The sequence below is a fragment of the Aquimarina sp. EL_43 genome (assembly GCF_943422735.1).
Taxonomy (GTDB): Bacteria; Bacteroidota; Bacteroidia; order Flavobacteriales; family Flavobacteriaceae; genus Aquimarina; species Aquimarina megaterium.
The window spans coordinates 4,124,525-4,145,850 of sequence record NZ_CALSBR010000001.1 but is presented as its reverse complement, the minus strand read 5'-3'; the positions used below and the strand labels follow the sequence as shown (position 1 = coordinate 4,145,850).

The window sequence follows — 21,326 nt, the reverse complement described above, 5'->3', positions numbered from 1 at the left end:
TACATGAAATTGTAAATAAACGTTTGATTTTCAATATTAAATATATAGTAAAAAACACCAACTTGCAGCAATTTACAAGTATTTTAACATTATGTGTAGATCTAATTAACATGCTCTCACATGTATGTAAAGCAAAGAAACCGACAATCAATTATATATACATTAAAGCATACTTTATAGCTAAAGCAGCCTTCTTCTAAGCTACTTCTTTCCCTTTAGAAGCTTCCCAAATCATAAACCATTCCTCGTCTGTAATGTGAATAGCTAAAGCATCTTTTGCAGATTTAATACGATTGATTTTGGTTGAACCGATAATTGGGAGAATACCAGAAGGGTGTTTTATGATCCAGGATGTTAGAATCTGATCGGGTGCAACATTATATTTTTCTGCCAATGCATTTACCACCTTATTAATCCTCATAACCCTATCTTCTGGCTGTTTGGCAAAGAATTTTCCTCCTGCTAATGTAGAATATCCCATGGGTATAATATGCTTGGTAATACACTGATCTAAAGTACCATCTACAAAAGGATCCAGATGAAGAGGAGATACTTCAATCTGATTTGTTACCAGAGATATAAACTTATGTAACATTTCAAATTGGTGTATCGTAAAGTTTGATACTCCAAAATGCAAAACCTTACCATCATTTTTAAGTTGGGTAAAAGCCTCTGCAATCTCTTCAGGGTTCATTAACGGACTTGGTCTATGAATCAAAAACAGGTCTATATAATCTGTATTTAGATTCTGCAAAGATTGTTCTGCAGAACGTATAATATAATCTTTACTAGTATTGTATGACTTAATAGTAGTATCAGGACGATTAGGTGTTACTAGTTTAATACCACATTTGGTAACGAGTTGCATTTTTTCTCGAAGAGAAGGTCGTTTTTTAAGTGCTTTACCAAATAATGTTTCTGTAGTATAATGCCCATAGATATCTGCATGATCAAAAGTGGTAACATTTATAGCAAGACAATCCTCTATCAATTCCTGAGCCTGATTTATGGTTAAATTAGCTCCCCATTCTCCCCAATTCATACACCCGGCTATTATACGTGAGCATATAGCATCTTGATTCGAAACCCTGACACTCATAATTCTTAACTTTTGAAAATTATTGTTTTTCTTTTGATACAATCAATAGTCTATTGCTTCATAGATCAACCTTTGTATCTCTGAGCGAATATCATGTGATATGAGTTTTCTATTTGCAGCATTAGGAAAAGTACGATTACTTAAAAAGACATATATCATTTCCTGTTCTGGATCTGCCCAGGTAAATGTTCCTGTAAATCCACTATGCCCGAAACTAGTCATTGATATACACCCACAAGTCGGGCCTATATCTCCTAACTGTGGTTTATCAAAACCTATTCCCCGGCGAACATTTCGATGACAATAATGACATGTATTAAACTCATCTAATGTTTCTTCTCTAAAATATTGCTTACCTCCATAATACCCCTTATTGAGATACATTTGCATTATCTTGGCAACATCATTAGCATTAGCAAATAGTCCTGCATGCCCAGCGATTCCTCCTAACATAGCGGCTCCCTGATCATGAACATATCCATGAACAACTTCGTCTCTAAAGATCTTATCATATTCTGTAGGAACTATTCTTTTTTTCCTGAAACGTGTTAGAGGTAAATACGAGGTATTATTAGCTCCCAATGGTTTATAAAAATGTTGTTGGGTTAGCTTATGCAATGTATTGCTATAATGGCCTTCTATATACGCTTTTAAAAGATAGTACGGTAAATCACTATACTTATATTTTAACCTATCTCTCAATTCACTATCTCTAATTCTTAGCAGTAAAGAATCCTTCATATCACTTCTGAAATAAAGGTTATTAGTAACTTCTATATTAAAATCTTTAGAGCGACTATTTCGATAATACTTCTTATCTGGTTTTCGGGTAATAGAATCCATTGTTTGCAAATAAAAAGGAATCCAGGCCTTTAATTTTGCATAATGCGACAGCATTGATCTTATGGTAATATGCTCTTTATTAGAACCTTTAAAGGAAGGCAACATCTTTCCTACCTTTGTATTTAAGGAAATTATTCCCTTATCCTTTAACTCTATAGTAAGTGGTAAAGTGGCCAATATTTTGGTTAAAGATGCCAAATCATAAACATCAGACCCTTTAACTTTTCTAAATTTACTATAGGTATGATACCCATAATTTTTATTAAATACTACTTTTCCTTTTCTTGCAACAATGAGTTGCACACCAGGTGTCATTTTTTCTTTTAGTGCAAAATCTACTATAGAATCAATTCTATTAAGCTTATAAGAATTCATCCCAACACTTTCGGGTAACCCATAAGATAATCTATTTAAAATCCTGGTATGATGCCCTGTACCAGCAGGAAACTCTTCTCCGATGCTAACAGGAAGTTTTCCTTTGGCTTCTAACGCTCCAAAAAGTAATTGTGCCGTTTTTTCCTGAGCCACTTTACTATTTTGATAAGACATCACTATACCTTCAAAATTCGTAGTGGTTAACATATCTAACATTGCATAAGGTCTTGCAAATACACTAAGAACTGTAGTATTTAACCTGGCAATCTCGTATAACCAAACTAATTCTTTATCCTTAAACTTATATTCTGCCCAGGGTGAATCATTTGATTTATGAAAACCTACAATAACATAATTATAGTTTTTCAATTGTTCTACCATTTCACCCAATTGATTAGCCTTTACCCATTCGACCTGTGTGTATTTACTTAATTCTTCATAAAAAGCTTCTCCAGAGTCATCACCAAGAGAAACATAAGCAATTTTTTTCAGGTCAAGGTTTTTAATTGGCAGTGTTGCTCTTTCATTCTTTATAACGGTCAAAGAATTTTCGACCAAATCATGAAGCAATACTTTATTTTTAACACTATTTAGTTCCTCATAAAGAAAATCTGTTTCTACAGGCTTATAGGCATTAAGACCAGCTTTATATTTGGCAAATAAGATCTTTCTAACAGAATAAGATAAACGCTCTTCTGTTAGAGCTCCAGAGTAATATGCAGATACTATTTTCTGAGATGCCAACGGTACATCTTCAGACATTAAAAGAATATCATTTCCTGCCAAAAAAGCTGCCAAATCAATATCTCCAGGTGCTTTAAAATCTGAAGCTCCTTTCATATTAAGAGCATCTGTAAAAATTAAACCTTCAAACTTTAAGCTATCTTTTAATACTCCAGAAACTACTTTTTTAGAAACAGAAGACGGGTAGTCTGATCTATATTCTAAACTAGGAATATTAAGATGAGCCACCATAATACTAGATAGCCCTTCATTAATAAGCTTTTTATATGGGTATAATTCTATACTATCAATTCTTTTGGCATCAAAATTAATAGTAGGTAATGTATTATGCGAATCGGTATCGGTATCTCCATGACCAGGAAAATGCTTAGCGGCAGCCAGAATACCTTCTCGTTGCATACCTTTCATAAAAGCCAGTGCTTTTTGAGCTACCTTTTCTTTATCTTCTCCAAAAGAACGGTTACCAATTATCGGGTTTTTGGGGTTTGTATTAATATCTACTACAGGGGCAAAATTAATATGCACTCCCATTCGTTTACAATGCCGTGCTACCTGTCTTCCGGTTTCTTCTATTAAATGATCATCTTGTATTGCTCCAAGAGTCATATTCCAAGGGAAAGCTTGTGTCGAATCTAATCGCATACCAAGTCCCCACTCTGCATCAATACCTATTAACAATGGTATTTTGGATAATTGCTGATATTCATTATTTAGTTTAACCTGTCGTTTAGGTCCTCCTTTAGAAAAAATAACGCCTCCGATCATAAACTCATCAATGAGTCGTTTTATTTTATCTGTTTCTTTTTGGGAATCAGAAGAAGACACATTTACCATAAACAATTGCCCCACTTTTTCCTTAAGGGTCATTCTATTGTAAATACTATCCACCCATCTTCTTTGGGTCTCAAAATCTTCTACTAATAAAGGATTTTCTGATTGAGCATCAACGCCAAAAGTTATTAGAAAAAATATAAAATAAAAATACTTTTTTATGATCTGCCGCACGTAAATTTTAATTTAAAAAACGGTTATGCCAACTATCTTTTGCAGGGATTTCCCAATTGATTCGATATTCGGCAATATTAGTAACCAGGTTATTGAAAACGATAGTATTTGGGGATACTGATCTATTTTTAGCCATTTTCTTAAAATCTGCAAGAGGTTTATAGGCTACAAATTCTCCTTGCTTAAAAGACACGTTCATCTTGTCCATTAAGTCTACATTATATACTTGTTCTAGTTCCTGAATAAAACGAACAGAAGCATCTATAGAGCATCCGGTTGCCTGGTTCACTCCTTGATCTAGTCCTATGGTTATAAATCGCTTATACTTTATTTCATAACCCGCTTTTAGATCAGCACCGTGGGCTGTCCACTGAGTTATAAATTCCTTTATTTTTTCCTCGATCTCTTCCAGTTCATCCAAAGTGAATGACCGATTTGCCTGATAAATCCATACTCGAGATGTTTCCGGAAGGTCATTAAAATCTACCAACATGAGCTATTTTTTACTAAAATAACAAAAACTATTGCTATTTACGGTTATAGAAAAGAGTTAATATGAAAAAACATATTAACTCTAATAAAATTGTAATATAATTAAGAAAAAATCTACAAATCCTGAGCGTTGGCAATAAGTTCGGCCACATCCATCACTTGTACACTCTCTTCTTTTTCTTTACTTTTTACCCCATCTGTCATCATTGTATTACAAAAAGGACATCCGGCGGCAATAATATCTGGTTTGGTTTCTAAGGCATCTTCTGTTCTTTCGACATTAACATCCTTATTTCCAGGTTCTGGTTCTTTAAACATCTGTGCACCACCTGCTCCACAACATAAGCCATTTCGCTTACAGCGTTTCATTTCTACAAGTTCTACTTCTAATTTTCTAAGTAAATCTCTTGGTGCCTCGTATACATTATTTGCTCTACCGAGATAGCAGGGATCGTGAAATGTAATTCGTTTACCTTTAAATTTCCCTCCTTCAACTTTTAATCTACCTTCATCAAGAAGGGATTTTAAGAATTGAGTATGGTGCATTACTTCATAATCTCCTCCTAGTACAGGATATTCATTTTTTAAAGTATTAAAACAGTGAGGACATGCAGTAACTACTTTTTTAATTTCGTAAGCATTCATTACTTCTATATTTGTAACGGCCTGCATTTGAAACAAGAATTCATTACCTGCTCTTTTTGCTGGGTCTCCCGTACAGCTTTCTTCGGTACCTAATACAGCAAAATCCACATTTGCATTATGAAGTAATTTCACAAAAGCTTTTGTAATTTTTTTAGCTCTGTCATCAAAACTACCAGCACAACCCACCCAAAATAAAACTTCTGGTTTTTTGCCTTCTGCCATATATTCTGCCATTGTTGGCACCTTTACTGTCTCACTCATATTATACTATTTAAAGTTTAGGAATACACTCCCAAAACTCATATTTTAATCATGTTTTCCATCATCAAAAACTTCGATGGTCACAACTCTTTCTACCAGTTCTGTAAATTTACCAGTATATCGTGTTGCTTTTACCAGGTGATTATCAATCCAATGATAGTTTCCTCCTCTTGGTTTTCCCATCAAAAGGCTATGATACTTAAAGCCACATTTCCTTAACCATGTTTCGGTCACATCTCTGTGTTCTTCGGTTCTTGAAGTAAAGAAACATATAATATGTCCCTGATCATACCACTTGTTTAATGTAATCAATGCATCAGGAAAAGGTTCGCAAGTAACCATTCGTTCTGGTTCTTCATTGGGTACATCTTCGGTTATGGTTCCGTCAATATCAATAAGGTAATTCTTGACACCTTCTGGCAAGACCGGACTTACATGCTCTCCTTCTTCTATTTTATCATGCAATAATTTTTCTACTTCTTCCTTTTTCATAATTTCTATTAATTTGTGGTTTAATTGGTTAAAAGTTTTGGTTAAAATTTATTGTATTCTGGTTGGTTATTTAATAAAAATTATTCGTTGCTCCAGTTTAATCTATCCATTTGATTAAATGGCCATGGAGCTCCATTATTTTCTATATTGGTCATCATATTATTTAGATCAGATGGTGCTGCACTTTGCTCCATTACCAAATAACGTCTCATATCTATGATAATAGATAATGGGCTAATACTTACCGGGCAAGTTTCTACACAGGCATTACAACTGGTACAAGCCCATAATTCTTCGGGAGTGATGTAGTCATTCAGCAATTGCTTTCCATCATCTACAAAACTACCATTCTTATCAATATTGTCTCCTACTTCTTTTAAACGATCTCTGGTATCCATCATAATTTTACGCGGAGATAGTTTTTTTCCTGTTTGATTTGCAGGACATTCGCTTGTACAACGACCACACTCGGTACATGTGTATGCATTTAGTAATTGAACCCAGTTTAGATCTGCAACATCTGATGCTCCAAATTTCTCGGGTTCTCCTTCTTGTTGATCATCTGCAGGAGCAGCAAAAGGGTCTGCACTTGGGTCCATCATTAGTTGCACTTCTTTGGTAACAGCCTCGAGGTTATCAAGCTCTCCTTTGGGGTTTAAGTCTCCATAATATGTATTCGGAAATGCCAACAGGATATGTAAATGTTTTGAAAAATATAAATAATTTAAAAACACTAATATCCCTATAATATGCAACCACCAACAGGTTCTTTCTAATACTATTAAAGCAGTTTCTGACATCCCATCAAAAAGTGGTAATAGAAACTGACTAACCGGATATGCTCCAGCCTTACTATAATGATCTGCTCCTAACGTTTGTAGTTGAAGATCTGATGCATTCATTACCAAAAACAAAGTCATCAAAACCATCTCGAAATACAGGATGAAGTTTCCATCATTTTTTGGCCATCCTTTCATTTCTGGGTTCCAGAAACGTTTTAATTTAATCACATTACGACGAATCCAAAATAAAACTACCCCTACAAATACGAGAAACGCCAAAATCTCAAACGCTCCTATTAAGAAATCATACAACCCTCCTAAAAAGGCAAAAATCCTATGTGTACCAAAAATACCATCGATGATAATCTCTAGTACTTCTATATTTATGATTATAAATCCCAGGTATACAACAATATGCAATATTCCTGCTACAGGACGTCGTACCATCTTAGACTGTCCTAATGCGATCATAGCCATATTTTTAAATCGTTCTCCTTTATTATCAGAACGATCTACGTCTTTTCCTAATCGGATATTACGAATGACTTTACGGACATTTTTTGTAAAATATCCAATACCTGCTATCAAAACAAGTATAAACAGGATATTAGGGATGTATTGCATAATTTTTTAATTTATAGAATCTGTTGGTTTTTCGTAAGGCGTATTTTTCTTTCCGAAAACCGAAATATGAACATATCGTTTAGGATTTAATCGCAAATCCTGTATCAGCAACTCTAGCTGTTTACTGGTTTTTTCTAAATTATCATATAATTTATCGTCTTTCAGTAATTTTCCAACTGTTCCTCTTCCCGAATTAATGTCTTTAGAAATTTTCTCAAAATTAGCTAATACCTTTTCCAGGTCTTTTCCTAATTTGGCTACATTTATCTGAGCCAGAGAATCTGAAACCTTGTTAAGATTAGTCGACATTTTATCCAGGTTTGTAAATGTATTGTTTAGCTTTTCTTCATTACCAGAAAGAATTGTGTTTAAAGAGTTTGAAGCTCCTTTAAAATTCTTAACTGTTATGCTTAAATCTTTAAAAATAGAATTCAGATTGTTTTTATTATCTACATTAAGAATTCCATTAACCGAGTTTAGAAGTGTATCTGCATCTGTAATTGCAGCTTCAAGTTTTTCTTGTAAAGGAGCGAGTTTATCATTTACCAATTCTAGTAAACCTGCTTCTATTCTACCGGGTAGTGTGTCTTTATCTTTTGCTTCAAGACCTTGTTCATATTTAGGCATTATCGCAAGGGATTTTCCGCCTATTAACCCGCCTCCATATACTTTGGCCAGGCTATTCTTTGAAAACGAAAAATCGCTATCTACATTAAACTCTACAACAAGGTTACCCTTGGTGTCTGCAAAACTTATAGAAACCACCTGCCCTACAACCATACCATTTATGGTTACAGGAGAAGAAGGTATTAAGCCTTCTACATTTTCATAAACGGCATAAAAGGTTCTATCGTTTTCTAAGAGATTTTTTCCCTTCAGGAAACTATAGCCAAAGATTAAAAGTGCTATTGCGCAGATTGCTAATATTCCTGTTTTGACTTCTCGAGTAAATTTCAAAATAGATTACATTTTAGGACACAAATTTAGAATAAAAATACATTTCTACTGGTAATTTCCTAAGGAATTATCAGTATTTATTTAGATTAATTCGAAGATGTATCAGCTTTTAAAGCTTCGGTTAAAGGAATCGATTCACTATTACGAAAAGCAACGATAAAGCTAGAATCAAATCCTTTACCAACTGCAATTTCTCTTAATTCCTGTATTAAAGTATAATTAGACGTATTTCCGAAGTAATACTTATAGAGGTCTCCCGTTTTATTTTTAGACAGTTGATCCAAGCCATTAAAATTAAACGATTGTAACTCTATATCACTGGATCCGGCTGCTATTTGCACCTTAAACGTAATATCATCAAACACGCGATCTCCATCCATTTTGGCAGTTACTTTTGATACTTCGGGAGTTTTAGGAGGATCTACTTTATAGATAGCATCGAGGCTCTCTTTATAATCTATAATCGAGGTAGTGATAGATTTTGCCATCTCTCCCTGTCCTTTTTTAGAGTTAAGATATTTTCCTTCGCTATTGTTAGTTAGAAAACCTAGTTCGATAAGAACACTAGGCATATAGGTTTGATGTAAAACAACAAAACCAGCTTGTTTTACTCCTCTACTCTTTCTGTCTAATGCTTTTTTAAATCTATTCTGCACAAAACTAGCTAGTGTAAGGCTCTGATCCAGATATTCTTCCTGCATTAAAGTAAGTCCGATAATTGATTCTGGAGAATTAGGATCAAACCCATCATAATTAGCTTCGTAATTATCTTCCAGAAGGATTACCGAGTTTTCGTTTTTTGCTACATTAAAATTTTCATTGTTAGCATGTAACCCTAAAACAAAGGTTTCTGTACCAAAAGCCTGAGAGCGATGTGAGTTGCAATGTACAGATACAAAAAGATTTGCTCCCGCCTTATTAGCAATACTTCCTCTCTCATGTAATTCTATAAAGGTATCTGTTTTTCGGGTATACACTACTTTAAACCTACCATCATCTTCTAAAGCCGCACCTACGGCCAAAACTACATCTAGTGCAATTTCTTTTTCTTTATAGCCATTTCCTCGGTTACCGGGATCATGACCGCCATGTCCAGCATCCAAAACAACAATAAACTTTTCTTTTTCCTGGGCAACCACATCTGTGTTAAAAACAGATATAACAAACATAAAGACCAGTAAAAAAACACTACATACTATACTTCGTCTCATCAACTATAAATAATTTTACTACTAATTTTGAAACATTTTTGTTATGTTTCAGTATTTAATATAACAAGTTAAAAATCTAAAGATTGTGATTTATATAATAAACCTATATCTTCTATGTTTATACAGCTTAGAAGGTATGCTTTTGACATAATTTTTTATTTTTTTCTGAATTACAATCTAAGCATAAAAAATATATGTAATTTTGGCACTTCAAAAACTGAGCCATAGTTATACAAAAATAGGATTTAAACCATTGCAAACAACGGTACGTTACATACTTTATTCACTAAGTTTTTCACTGCTTTGTATTTATCAAATTACAGCACAGGAAATAAACGAAACTAAGGAGGTGCCCATTCCTGCTAATCAGGACACTATAAAACCTGTTCAAATCAATCCAGAGGAATTACTTAATGAAAAAGCTCAGGATACGGTTAAAAAAGACACACTTGCAGAACCTCAACTATTAACAGACAAAGTGGTCTACAAAGCTACTGATTATATGAGATTGAGTCGTAAAGAGAACAAAATGTATCTTTATGACAATGCTGAAATCGTATATGGAGAGATGCAGATTAATGCGGGGTTTATTGTAGTAGACAATAGCAAAAATGAAGTATATGCTTATGGAATTAAAGATTCGCTGGGCGAATATGTACAAACTCCTGTTTTTAAACAGGCACAAAATGTAGTAGAGCCAGATTCTATTCGTTTTAATTTTGATACCGAAAAAGCACTGATATACAATTCTAGAACAGAACAGAACGGCTTTAGAATTAAAAATGAGATTTCAAAACGGGAGAATGACTCTGTGATTTACATGAAAAATGTAAAATTCACTACTTCAGAAAATATTGAAGATCCAGAATATTATTTCTATGCTCGTAGAATTAAGTTTGTACCTAAAAAGAAAATTGTAACAGGACTTGTGAATATGTTTATTGCCGATGTCCCTACACCGTTAGGATTACCCTTTGGGTATTTTCCTTTAACAGAGGATAGAACTTCGGGATTTATTATTCCCAGTCCGGGAGAGGAGAATAATCGTGGATATTTCCTTCAAAATGGTGGGTATTATTTTGCCATTAGTGATTATTTAGATCTAACCCTTATGGGAGATTATTATACTAATGGTAGTTATACTTTTGCTGCAGAATCGGCCTATGCCTTACGCTATAAATATAGAGGAAGTCTTAGGTTTAGATATGAAAATAACTTGCGTAGTGAAAGAGGATTTCCCGATTTTGCCAAAACCACTACATACAATATTCAATGGACACATAGCCAGGATGCAAAAGCCAATCCAAATTCCAGGTTCTCGGCCTCTGTAAATTTTGGTAGTAGTGACTTTTTTCAGCAGTCTACTAATCAACTTAATACAGGTAATTTCCTGAATAATCAAATTAGTTCTAATATATCCTATGCAAAGACATTTCAGGGAGATCCACAGGTTAATGTTAATCTTGCAGCTACTCATAACTCTAATACCAATACCGGAACTGTAAATTTATCGCTTCCTAATATGAATGTGAGTGTATCCAGGGTATTTCCGTTTGCTCCAAAAGTAGGTGCAAAAAAAGGAATCATACAGAATATAAATACACAATATAATTTTAAAGGAGAAAACAGAATACAAACTACCGATGATGATTTATTCTCGTCTAATATGTTTAAAGGCGCCAAAGTAGGAATGCAACATACAATTCCTTTGACTACAAATTTTAAGCTGTTTAAATATCTTAGTGCTACTGCGGGAACAAATTTTCAGGAAAATTGGGTATTTGAAACGATAAAGCAAAGTTATGATTCTAGTGCTAATGATGGTGCTGGCGAAGTGGTACGGGATACTATAAAAGGTTTTGATGCTTTTCGTACGTATAATTTTTCAACAAGTCTGGGTACCACTATTTATGGTACTTTTAAGTTTAAGAAAGGCAAAAAAATAGAAGCTATTCGCCATACTATGAGGCCATCTATTAGCTATAGTATCAACCCCGCATTTAGTGAGTTTTATGATAGCTATACGGTTACCGATGACCCCAATACGACTAATATTGATGAAACAGAAGTTGTAGAATACTCCAGATTTGAAGGAGGCTATTTTGGAGCACCTAGCAATACATTTTCTAGCAGCATTGGATTTTCTCTTAGTAACAATGTAGAAATGAAGGTAAAAAGTAAGGACAGTACGGCTACAGAAGCTAAAAAAATAACCTTATTAAACAACCTTAACTTTAGTACATCTTATAATGTGGCGGGAGATTCTTTAAAATTAAGTCCGCTATCCATTACCGGTAATATTCCGATAATCCAAAATAAACTGGATATTAACTTTAATGCACAATTAGATCCTTATGCATTAGATAACAATAATCGCAAAATCGATGTATGGAACATCGATAATGGAGGTAGTCTTTTTCGTTTAACCAGAGCTAGTGCTAATTTTGGGTATTCGTTTTCGAGTAAAGATTTTGAAAAAGGAAAAGTTAATGAAGACCCATTAGACAATCAAAACTTTAGAAACGAAGGTCGACCTGATAATCTATTTGGCGGAGTTACTGATTTTGGGGAGAATCGTTCTTTTGATAAAGACAAGAGTAAAGATACTGATAAAGACATAAAAAACTATAATTATAAAATCCCCTGGACATTGCGATTGTCATACAATGTTAATTATAGCAATAGCGCCCGGCAAAATGAAATATCATCGCACTCTATCATGTTTTCTGGTGATGTAGAACTCGCACCGCGATGGTCGGTTGGAGTATCTTCGGGATATGATCTAAAGAACCCCGGGTTTACCTATACGAATCTAAGATTTCAACGAGATCTGGAAAGTTGGGTGATGAATTTTAATTGGATTCCTTTTAGTGAAAGAACATCATGGAATTTCTTTATAGGTATCAAATCATCGATGCTTAGTGATATTAAATGGGACAAACGACGTGAGCCAGATAGACAACTATAATTTTCTGGTTTCGAGTTAAGTTTCTGGTTTCAAGTTTCAGATTAGCAATAAAATTATAAATTAATATTATATCCTATCACATGAAAAAAATCATAACTACGACCAAAGCCCCTGCTCCTATTGGTCCTTATAGTCAGGCTATTTTAACCGGAAATACATTATATACATCAGGTCAGATTGCAATTAACCCAGAAACAGGAGCATTAGTTCTGGATGATATCACTACTGAAGCCAAACAGGTAATGCAGAATCTAAAAGCTGTGTTGGATGAAGCCGGAATGACATTCGAAAATGTGATTAAAACCACTATTTTTTTAAGTGACATGAATAATTTTGCTGAAGTAAATGCTGTATATGGCAGTTATTTTAATGAAGAGACTGCACCTGCAAGAGAGACTGTAGCGGTATTAACTCTACCAAAATCTGTGAATGTAGAGATTTCTGTAATTGCTGTAAAATAACATTTTTTCAATACTAGTAAAGACCCCAGACTAGATAGTCTGGGGTTTCTTTTTTTTAGGTGATCGTATGTATTCTTATCTAATTATGATCTTTCTACTTGTCTTTATGTTTCCTGCTTCAATAACCACCACATAATTTCCCTTTTTAACATTGCTTACATCAAAAGCCAGATTATAAATCCCTTTGGCCACTTGTTGATTTTGCAGTTGCTGTATTCGCTTTCCGTTTATATCATAAAGAGAAATGAGCAGTTTGGAAATTGGTTTATTAACTAAATAATGAATATTCCCTTCATTTTCCATTGGATTTGGGTACACTCCTATTACTATAAAATCTTCTTTAGGAGTTTCTATCGTAGGTTCTTTGGTGTTAGATAGTTCCTGGTGTACACTTCTGGTTGTTGCTACAGCTGCGTTTGAAGCTTCTTTTATTCTACAATCATTAGTACTTACATACCAACTTCTTGATCTTTTTTCGCCGATAACAGGTTTTGACAAATCATCGATATCAAACCAATCTGCCTGCACCTTATTTTCTGTCACATCCAGCACAAAATATCCGTGGTTATCCATATCTACATCTTTGATATGTTTATTCAGTAATTTTGTATAAAATTCTACTACTCCAGAGGCAAATCCACCTAAAAAATCTAAGTTCTGTGATGTAACACTAGGAACTACAAACTCACACATTTCACATTCGCCTTTATATCTAATTTCTCCTGCAAAAGTACTATGAATATCTCCTGTAAGAACCACTACATTAGTTATAGCATTTGTTTTTACATAGTTTAATAACCGATCTCTTTCTTCTGCATATCCATCCCAGGCATCATTAGAAGGTACCCCATTCCATGGCATCACCATTACCTGGTTCCCAATAATTCTCCATTTTGCAGTAGAAATTGACAACTGATCTGTTAGCCAATCAAATTGTTCTGATCCAAGTATCGATTTATAGGTAGCTTTATTTTCTTTACTATTAAATTGCTCATCATACACTACGCCTTTTCTTAGTAATGCTTCTAATTCTGTTTGCTGTTTGCTCTCTATACCGATAGTTTTTTTCTCGACAATAAAATCGGCAAAGCTATGCACGACGGCCTTAAATTCTTCTTTGGATAATCCAACCTGATTTTTCTTTGAATCATTTGATATTGTAAGTATCATCGGAAGCACAGTGGTCAAAATTTCTTTTACATCTCCCTTATTCGTAAGGTCTTTTTTAGCAATAACATTTTTAGCATATTGCTTAAATTCTCTATTAGAAGCCGCCGCACTGATCAGGTTTTTTGAACTATTTACCTGGGTATCCCTACCTTCAATACGAGTATCCAACATAATAAGATCCATAAGTTTACCATAAGATATGGTACGATATAACCTGTATTGTTCTATTGTATTGGCACGAACAGGCATCCATTCGAAATAGGCTTTATGGGCATTATTTTTTCTTACCTCCCAGCTACCTTCTGTTTCAGGACTGTGATTTTGTGCTCCATATTTATTAGCATCATTTGCAAACTCATGGTCATCCCAAATATTAATAAAAGGATGTTGTTGATGAACATTACGAAGCATTGGATCTAATCGGTAATAAGAGTAGCGTACACGATAATCTTCTAGCGTAATAATCTCATTTTCAGGAAGGTGCCCTCGCCCTATTTCGTCGCTGTATCCATATCCTCCGGACTCATATTCATAAATATAATCTCCAAGATGAATAACTGCATCGATATCACTACGACTTGCAATCTGATTATATGCATTAAAATATCCATTTTGATAATTAGAGCATGATACTACAGCAAATCTTAGATTATTTACAAGATCTTCTTTTGCCGGAGCAGTTCTCGTTTTACCAATAATTGATTTTATTCCCAGCGCTTCAAATTGGTAATAATACGTTCTAAAAGCATCCAGATCCTTTACATCAATCTTAACTGTATAATCTTTATTCTGATTAGTAATTACCTGGCCTTGTTTTACGATTTGAGTCATTTTTGAATCCGTTGCTATTGTCCAACGTACAGGTACCGAAGCATCGTTTGTTGTAACTCTTGTCCAGATAATAACAGCATCTTCTAATGGATCTCCAGATGCAACTCCATGATAAAAGGGAGCAAGGTTGACATCAAAATAATCATCGATAGCTTTGTTATTGGTGGTACGATCAATTTTTGTTAACCTGGTTTCTATATGTTGAGCATAGAAACATTGTGTTATAAAAAATAACACCATTAGTTTTTGTAAGAATAATTTCATGTGAGTTTTGTTTAAGTTAGTATTAGATGATTTTCACGAAATTATAGGAATGATCAAACAAAAAACAGAAGCAATTTTCTATTTAATAGAATCTTAATTTGGGTAACAATCTGTTGGAGATTTCAAAAAGAAAAATTAACCTTTTACTAATCGATTAATCTTATTAATTTATTATGCACGCATAATTGTTTTACTGTTCTTCCGTAACCATATAGATTAAGAAATTATTTTCATGCTATACAGTAACATTTTGCTTTGCTATGACACATACATATACAGCAAATTCATTTAAACATTTTCGATACAGTATAAACATAAAGTCATTTTTTCATGAAACTATCAGGGGTAATAAAAACAATCAACTTAGTAATACTGACTCTAACACTAATAGGATGTTCTAAAAGTGATGATTTTACAGAACAGGATTCACACACAAAATCGTTAAACAGCTGCTCTACAGCAATACCAAACAATGATCCTATTGATAGTAACAATGCCAATTTTAGGGTAAAAAACTTGAGTGAATTGAAAGATGCTATTCATCAAGCAGTCGATGGTAATATTATTTATATAGAAGACAACGCTACTATTAATGTTGCGGAGTTTGATACAATAGTCATTAACAAATCGATCACTTTGGCAAGTGGCAGAGGAATACACGAAAAATGTGGTGCTCTTATAAAAACTGATGCTTACGGTCTTGTAAATGCTACTACAAGTCCTAGTCAATGGGTAAACAACAGTTATTCATCTCATCTTCCAATTTTGGTTATCCAATCTTCTGGAGTACGAATTACAGGAATTCGATTTCAAGGGCCTTATGGAAATATAGAAAGTAACAGAGCCAGATTAAAAGTTAAAAAAGGGATAAACATCGCTAATGCATCCGAAAATGTAGTTATCGATAATTGCGAACTTTATGATTTTCCGTATTATGCCATAGGTGTAGAAAAAAATGTAAATAATAAAATCATCATAAAGCACAATCATTTTCACAACAATAGACAAAGTGATTATGGATATGGAGTTGCTATAGGTGGAGAAGCTGCTTTTTCTCTGGTAACACATAATATTTTTGATAAAAACAGGCACGATATTACCTGTAGCGGACACAAAGGAAGTGGTTATGAGTTCTCATATAATGAAATACGAGGAAATAATGTTCATCCTAATATAGATGTACATGGTGGACAAGATTTTGGCGGCGAAGGAGACTCCTATAAAATAGCAGGTTCCTTTTTTTATGTACATCATAATACCTTTATAAATAGCCCACAAACAGCACGAAATATTTTAATTCGGGGTATTCCTGAAATCATGTTCTTAGCAGAAAAAAACAAATTTGTATATGATAACATGGGAGATGTATTTGCTATTGATGCAAGCAGATTGGCTGATGGCACTAATGTTTTTGCTTTTAATAATTCTTATGGCGGATATGTGAAAGGTCATATTTTTCCAGAAAACTATCATCACAATGTTTCAGATATCACTTATTTACCTATGATGAACACAGGAGCTAGTATTTTAAATATGATGCAAGTTGGATGCGGTGATTTTGATGGAAATGGAAGATCCGAAATTTTTGTAAACAGAAATAACAGGTGGTATACCATAAATTATCCGAAACCAGAAACAATGCATATCAGAGCAGAATTCGATAAGTATAAATGGGTCGACCTGGGTGGTTCTGGTTATCAACCAAATAATTTGAAAATAGCCGATTTTAACGGAGATGGCAAAACCGATATTTTTTCTACTACAGGTAATGATTGGCAAATAGCATATTCTCCAATAGTTGGATGGGAAAAAGTTAACTACTCACCATCTTATAACCTTACAAACCTAAAATTTGGTGATTTTGATGGAGATGGTAAAACCGATACTTTTAAATCTAATGGTACAAATTGGTCTATCTCTAAAGGAGCAAAAACAACCTGGATCGAGATAGGGTCATCTGATTATGACCTAAGTCAATTACTAACAGGAAATTTCAATAATAATATAACAACAGATGTATTTGTATCTAACGAAGTGAAATGGTTTTACGCAGACTATACTTCTGGAAATAATTGGCAGGTATTAAATACTAGTAGCGAAAAAAGAGAAAACTTATTTTCTGCAGATCTTGATAATAATGGGGAAACAGATATATACAGAAAATTTGGTAATGGATATAAAGTATCAAAAGGCGGAAAAAGCAATTGGGAAATATTTAGTTTGGAATAAACACTTTATAAATTTGGGATTACCTTGGATATGGTGAAAACGTATAGTTTTAGTTGCCAGCATTTTAACATGCCGCTAACTAGAGTTAATCCCCTCCTATAATTTCTATTTGCATCATATCAATATGTTCGTCTAAAAGAATTTGGCAGGCCAATCTACTGTTGGGATAATAGTCTAATTGATTTTTTAATATATTCTCCTCTAGTCCTTCAAAAAATTGCATTGTAGTATTAGATGAATGTACCCGAATATGACAGGTACCACATAGTCCTCTACCCTTACAATCTCCTATTTCATCATGTAGCCTGTTTACTAATAACTCCATAAGGTTACGATACTCAAATTTTTTAAACTCTAAAAGATGAGCTTCCCCAATAGTATCTATGACATTTATCGTATACATTATATTTGATTATGCCTGCAAATTACGATTAGGAGTTTACTTTACCTTATGATTTAACTCATAAAACAAGCAGAAGAATATCATTAGTTTTGTTGTATAAAAAACAATTACTATGCAATTAACCTCATTACTCAAGGATCTTACCTACGGGGATACAAAACCAGTAATCACCAAATTAATAGAAAATGATGCGACCAAAGAAATTAGGATCGTTTTTAAAAAAGGACAGGAAATGAAAAGTCATAAAACCCCATTCCCTATTACTGTTTCTATTTTTGAAGGTGAAATTAATTTTGGAGTCGACAATACCGAACATAAGCTTAAAAAAGGAGATCTAATTTCTCTGGAGCCTAGCATCATGCATAATTTAATCGCATTAGAGGATAGTATTGTTCGGCTTTCGCTTTCTAAAAATGATTCTATAGAGAGGGTACAAAAAGTAACCGATCAATAAACTTTAAATAGAAGTGAAAACAAAAAACAGTCACTACAATGTGACTGTTTTCTTCTTTCGTTATGTTTTATAACTTGTAAATCTAAGCTGAAAACATGATTACAATCATGCCTTATTGTAGTTCTAAAATTGCACGCTCCAGAACTTCATCTTTTGTCAAATCACTCCAATCTATCAAGGCTTCAATATCTGGTGGAACTCCATTTTCGTAATCAGGATTCTTATCTAATGTTAATGCTTGTGTAATAGAGAATCTATAGGTCCAACCATTAGGCAACTGTCCACCATTGGGTAGGCCAAGTCCTCCGCCTGTAGTATCCCCAATAAGTGTAATATTTGGAAGCGCTTTGGTCGCAAGTGAGAAAAATGAACCGGCACTATATGTTCCCCGATCTACTAATACGACAATCTTATTTTTATATCGTATTCCACTATATGGAGAGACATATACCGGCTCTGCTGCAGAAAAATCATTTCGCCCCGGGCCACTTTTTATTCTAGAATAGTTAACCAGCGTTTTGCGCTCTACAAAACGGCTTAAAATTGCAAAAATATCGGTTACAGCTCCTCCTCCGTTTTCTCGCATATCTAAAATTAGTCCTTTTGTATTTTTATATCTGTTTAGAACAAAATTCAGGTTATCGGCATCTACAGTACCAGGAAAAGAGGGAAACCGTACGTATCCTATTTCTTTATTGTCAAGAAAATTATGCAAAAATGGCCCTGTAATGTAATAGTCCCGATTTAAATAGTGGTCCTCGATGATACGCCAGTCAAAATTATCCTGCCCTAGGTAATCTACTCTAAAAGTAGAGACATTAAAGTTAGATATTAGATTCGTATGATCATCTCTTAATTCTGTTAACATCCCTCCCAATACGTTAAATAGGGAATCCTCACTCATTCCATCATAAATTTTGGCAGCATATTCAGATTTTACAACATCCCAATCAATATTTTTTACATCAAAATAGGAATATTTTTCATTGCATTCGTTCCATAGATATTCAAAATTATCTTTTGGATTTGTAGAGGCCAGGTCGTTTTCAAAAAGTGCTTTCTCACAAGAGGTAAGAGATAGACTTATTAATAATATACTATATAACTTTCTCATTACTTATTATTGGTATTAAATAGAAAAGTGAGTTTTAAAAGATGGGCAGACATCTCGAATTTATCAAAATCTCCCCCTGTTTTATACGCATCCCATACATACGAAAATCGTAATGCATTTTTGTTCTGAAGCGAAATTGTATAGTCTAAAGAACTATTCACCCTAAACCCAGAAAATATATCGAACTCATACTCATCAAATATATTTGCTTCGTTTAACAAGCCAGATTGCCCATTATACACATATCCATTTCGAAATGAGCTATTAACCAATCCGACATTTAGCCTAAATGCCAAATTCCTTGTTCTTTTCTTTAGTTTATATTTAATAAATAAGAATTTTTTACTCTTTTCTTCTTTACGGCTTATATCTTTTTCGATTTTAACAGAGCCAAATAGAGTTGGAATAATTTCGACTCCTACTCCGTTATTACCAAATCCTTCATTCGTTCTAAAATTAGTAGTGGTATTAAATAATCCACCCACTTTTACATTTAACTTAGGAGAACTAAGCATGTTTAACCTGTATAACCTAGAATAGAACAAGGATACACTATGTAGCTTACTACTTTGGGAATGGCTATTAAAGTTATTGTGGAACTGCCCAAAAAGGTAGGATGCTCCAATTTCGGATTCTCTTTCTATATCAGCTTTAGTATATGATAGCACTATGTTTCTTGGTGTACCTTTATAAAAAAGTGGAGAGGTTGCAAAATCTCTAAAAGATGATTTCCCTAGTCCCGCTGTAAACCCTATATAAGCAGGTCTGTTTTTTCTTTTTTCTTTCTTAGAAAGCTCTGGATTTTCTGTTTGTGAAATACCTGCTACCGACATAAACAGTAACAGCACAATGACAATTCTATTTTTTCTTATCATTTAGGCGTTAGTTTTAATTTTTAATGATGTAATGATATGAATGTATGTTGTTCATCTAATGACAACCGGAAAAACAATAGGTTGCATCTTTTTCTAAATCTTTTCTTAAATCTGTCTTTATTTTGGTTTAGATAAGTATTCATAGTTCTTACATATCTAATACAGAGAGAGATCCAGAGGGTACTTCGTAAGTACCCTCCCCCTGTGCAAACACAGGCCAATCCTATATAAAACAGAGGCGGCACCTCTGTTGAACACAAGTGCTACCTCTGTTTTTAGTACCCCACCCCTCTAATGGAAGTACCCCTAACCGAGATCACAGCGGACTATACCCACTACCATAAGTACCCCCTGTAGCATGTATATCATTAACATACCTACTTCTATAAGTACCTACCCCCACTTGTATAAGTGGGGTCTCGCCCTGTTTTGCCTGTTTTATCCTAAAAATGGCTTTACAAACTATTAATTCATCCTAGTAGTAGTTGATAGTGATCAGTTTTTTTGTATGCTAATCTGGTAGTTCACTTTTATATAAAAAAACAGTTACATTACTGTAACTGTTTTATATTTTGTTATGTTTCACGGATTGCAAATCCGCGCTATCGGGTTTGCAAATCTGTGTCATCGAGAAACACCTTATCATTTCGAAAATAAGAAAAGTTCTAAGTTTTGAAGTTTTGCATTAGATAATGGCTTAATTTGATCAAAATACTTCCGTTTAAACAAATTTTTAACACTTCTAATTATTAACTCTTTTTTAACTTCTTCTACTATTATCATATTGGGTTCTGAGGAGAAAACACCGTAAACTTCTATTTCTGTTTCAAAATCTTGTTTTAAACGTATTATATCATAAAAGTTCAAGTTAAAATATTCTTCTTTAACTTTGACATAAATATCTCCTCTAAAACCTCTATGTATTGAATCAATTTCTCTGGACTCAGTATCATCTAAACAAAAAACCTCTAGCTTTTTCATATTTAATTTTTCTTTATTAAAAAATGAACACGATGGTACGGATTTG

At 33.7% G+C, this 21,326-nt stretch carries 17 protein-coding genes; 4 read left to right on the top strand and 13 right to left on the bottom strand.

Features of this window, described 5'->3' with window-relative positions:
• Positions 1-196: 196 nt before the first annotated feature.
• From NNL09_RS17745 to NNL09_RS17710, 8 genes are all read right to left on the bottom strand, one after another.
• Positions 197-1,099 (bottom strand): aldo/keto reductase family oxidoreductase, encoded by a 903-nt coding sequence (locus tag NNL09_RS17745; protein WP_035096515.1) that lies wholly within the window; start codon positions 1,097-1,099, stop codon positions 197-199.
• A gap of 42 nt (positions 1,100-1,141) precedes the next feature.
• Complete coding sequence (locus NNL09_RS17740; protein ID WP_370540757.1) at positions 1,142-4,066, bottom strand: glycoside hydrolase family 3 N-terminal domain-containing protein; 2,925 nt, start codon at positions 4,064-4,066, stop codon at positions 1,142-1,144.
• 7 nt (positions 4,067-4,073) lie between these two features.
• Positions 4,074-4,559 carry an ABC transporter ATPase gene (locus NNL09_RS17735; RefSeq protein ID WP_196910388.1) on the bottom strand — a complete coding sequence of 162 codons (486 nt, stop codon included), beginning with the start codon at positions 4,557-4,559 and terminating at the stop codon, positions 4,074-4,076.
• Between the two features lie 113 nt (positions 4,560-4,672).
• Entirely contained in the window at positions 4,673-5,464 is a 792-nt protein-coding gene (locus NNL09_RS17730; protein ID WP_025666938.1) for a (Fe-S)-binding protein, read from the bottom strand.
• 45 nt (positions 5,465-5,509) lie between these two features.
• Positions 5,510-5,956, bottom strand: a complete 447-nt coding sequence (locus tag NNL09_RS17725; protein WP_025666937.1) for a phosphoheptose isomerase — start codon at positions 5,954-5,956, stop codon at positions 5,510-5,512.
• A gap of 80 nt (positions 5,957-6,036) precedes the next feature.
• A complete protein-coding gene (locus NNL09_RS17720) occupies positions 6,037-7,362 on the bottom strand; it encodes a (Fe-S)-binding protein (protein ID WP_025666936.1) in 1,326 nt (441 codons plus the stop codon).
• Between the two features lie 6 nt (positions 7,363-7,368).
• The gene (locus NNL09_RS17715; protein ID WP_196910389.1) at positions 7,369-8,319 is read right to left on the bottom strand and encodes an MlaD family protein; all 951 of its coding nucleotides are present in this window, start codon (positions 8,317-8,319) and stop codon (positions 7,369-7,371) included.
• An 86-nt stretch (positions 8,320-8,405) separates the two neighbouring features.
• The gene (locus NNL09_RS17710) at positions 8,406-9,530 is read right to left on the bottom strand and encodes an N-acetylmuramoyl-L-alanine amidase (protein ID WP_196910390.1); all 1,125 of its coding nucleotides are present in this window, start codon (positions 9,528-9,530) and stop codon (positions 8,406-8,408) included.
• Positions 9,531-9,732: 202 nt separating this feature from the next.
• Between NNL09_RS17710 and NNL09_RS17705 the strand changes: the two genes are divergently transcribed.
• Positions 9,733-12,498 (top strand): putative LPS assembly protein LptD, encoded by a 2,766-nt coding sequence (locus NNL09_RS17705; RefSeq protein ID WP_196910391.1) that lies wholly within the window; start codon positions 9,733-9,735, stop codon positions 12,496-12,498.
• A gap of 80 nt (positions 12,499-12,578) precedes the next feature.
• Positions 12,579-12,959: a RidA family protein gene (locus NNL09_RS17700; protein ID WP_025666932.1), complete on the top strand. Its 381-nt coding sequence runs from the start codon at positions 12,579-12,581 to the stop codon at positions 12,957-12,959.
• 75 nt (positions 12,960-13,034) lie between these two features.
• Here the strand turns inward: NNL09_RS17700 and NNL09_RS17695 are convergent, their stop codons facing one another.
• On the bottom strand, positions 13,035-15,224 hold the full coding sequence (locus NNL09_RS17695; RefSeq protein ID WP_196910392.1) for an alkaline phosphatase D family protein: 2,190 nt from the start codon (positions 15,222-15,224) through the stop codon (positions 13,035-13,037).
• A 330-nt stretch (positions 15,225-15,554) separates the two neighbouring features.
• On the opposite strand from NNL09_RS17695, the gene NNL09_RS17690 reads away from it, so the two are divergent.
• Complete coding sequence (locus NNL09_RS17690; RefSeq protein ID WP_196910393.1) at positions 15,555-17,453, top strand: VCBS repeat-containing protein; 1,899 nt, start codon at positions 15,555-15,557, stop codon at positions 17,451-17,453.
• Positions 17,454-17,538: 85 nt separating this feature from the next.
• On the opposite strand, the gene NNL09_RS17685 is transcribed toward NNL09_RS17690, so the two are convergent.
• Positions 17,539-17,856: a 2Fe-2S iron-sulfur cluster-binding protein gene (locus NNL09_RS17685; protein ID WP_025666929.1), complete on the bottom strand. Its 318-nt coding sequence runs from the start codon at positions 17,854-17,856 to the stop codon at positions 17,539-17,541.
• A 112-nt stretch (positions 17,857-17,968) separates the two neighbouring features.
• Between NNL09_RS17685 and NNL09_RS17680 the strand changes: the two genes are divergently transcribed.
• Positions 17,969-18,310 (top strand): cupin domain-containing protein, encoded by a 342-nt coding sequence (locus NNL09_RS17680; protein WP_196910394.1) that lies wholly within the window; start codon positions 17,969-17,971, stop codon positions 18,308-18,310.
• A gap of 112 nt (positions 18,311-18,422) precedes the next feature.
• On the opposite strand, the gene NNL09_RS17675 is transcribed toward NNL09_RS17680, so the two are convergent.
• The 3 genes from NNL09_RS17675 to NNL09_RS17665 all read right to left on the bottom strand — a co-directional run bounded on the left by NNL09_RS17675 (position 18,423) and on the right by NNL09_RS17665 (position 21,280).
• Entirely contained in the window at positions 18,423-19,424 is a 1,002-nt protein-coding gene (locus tag NNL09_RS17675) for a S41 family peptidase (protein ID WP_196910395.1), read from the bottom strand.
• Positions 19,424-20,299 carry a hypothetical protein gene (locus NNL09_RS17670; RefSeq protein WP_152538360.1) on the bottom strand — a complete coding sequence of 292 codons (876 nt, stop codon included), beginning with the start codon at positions 20,297-20,299 and terminating at the stop codon, positions 19,424-19,426. Before NNL09_RS17670 ends, NNL09_RS17675 begins: the two co-directional genes overlap by 1 nt.
• A 642-nt stretch (positions 20,300-20,941) precedes the next feature.
• The gene (locus NNL09_RS17665; protein WP_196910396.1) at positions 20,942-21,280 is read right to left on the bottom strand and encodes a hypothetical protein; all 339 of its coding nucleotides are present in this window, start codon (positions 21,278-21,280) and stop codon (positions 20,942-20,944) included.
• Positions 21,281-21,326: the final 46 nt, after the last annotated feature.

What these genes read in the sequence shown, in the direction of transcription:
- NNL09_RS17745 (WP_035096515.1), bottom strand. Translation starts at nt 1,099, where the DNA reads ATGAGTGTCAGGGTTTCGAATCAAGATGCTATATGCTCACGTATAATA.
- NNL09_RS17710 (WP_196910390.1), bottom strand. Translation starts at nt 9,530, where the DNA reads ATGAGACGAAGTATAGTATGTAGTGTTTTTTTACTGGTCTTTATGTTT.
- NNL09_RS17730 (WP_025666938.1), bottom strand. Translation starts at nt 5,464, where the DNA reads ATGAGTGAGACAGTAAAGGTGCCAACAATGGCAGAATATATGGCAGAA.
- NNL09_RS17735 (WP_196910388.1), bottom strand. Translation starts at nt 4,559, where the DNA reads ATGTTGGTAGATTTTAATGACCTTCCGGAAACATCTCGAGTATGGATT.
- NNL09_RS17725 (WP_025666937.1), bottom strand. Translation starts at nt 5,956, where the DNA reads ATGAAAAAGGAAGAAGTAGAAAAATTATTGCATGATAAAATAGAAGAA.
- NNL09_RS17720 (WP_025666936.1), bottom strand. Translation starts at nt 7,362, where the DNA reads ATGCAATACATCCCTAATATCCTGTTTATACTTGTTTTGATAGCAGGT.
- NNL09_RS17670 (WP_152538360.1), bottom strand. Translation starts at nt 20,299, where the DNA reads ATGATAAGAAAAAATAGAATTGTCATTGTGCTGTTACTGTTTATGTCG.
- NNL09_RS17690 (WP_196910393.1), top strand. Translation starts at nt 15,555, where the DNA reads ATGAAACTATCAGGGGTAATAAAAACAATCAACTTAGTAATACTGACT.
- NNL09_RS17680 (WP_196910394.1), top strand. Translation starts at nt 17,969, where the DNA reads ATGCAATTAACCTCATTACTCAAGGATCTTACCTACGGGGATACAAAA.
- NNL09_RS17695 (WP_196910392.1), bottom strand. Translation starts at nt 15,224, where the DNA reads ATGAAATTATTCTTACAAAAACTAATGGTGTTATTTTTTATAACACAA.
- NNL09_RS17665 (WP_196910396.1), bottom strand. Translation starts at nt 21,280, where the DNA reads ATGAAAAAGCTAGAGGTTTTTTGTTTAGATGATACTGAGTCCAGAGAA.
- NNL09_RS17700 (WP_025666932.1), top strand. Translation starts at nt 12,579, where the DNA reads ATGAAAAAAATCATAACTACGACCAAAGCCCCTGCTCCTATTGGTCCT.
- NNL09_RS17675 (WP_196910395.1), bottom strand. Translation starts at nt 19,424, where the DNA reads ATGAGAAAGTTATATAGTATATTATTAATAAGTCTATCTCTTACCTCT.
- NNL09_RS17685 (WP_025666929.1), bottom strand. Translation starts at nt 17,856, where the DNA reads ATGTATACGATAAATGTCATAGATACTATTGGGGAAGCTCATCTTTTA.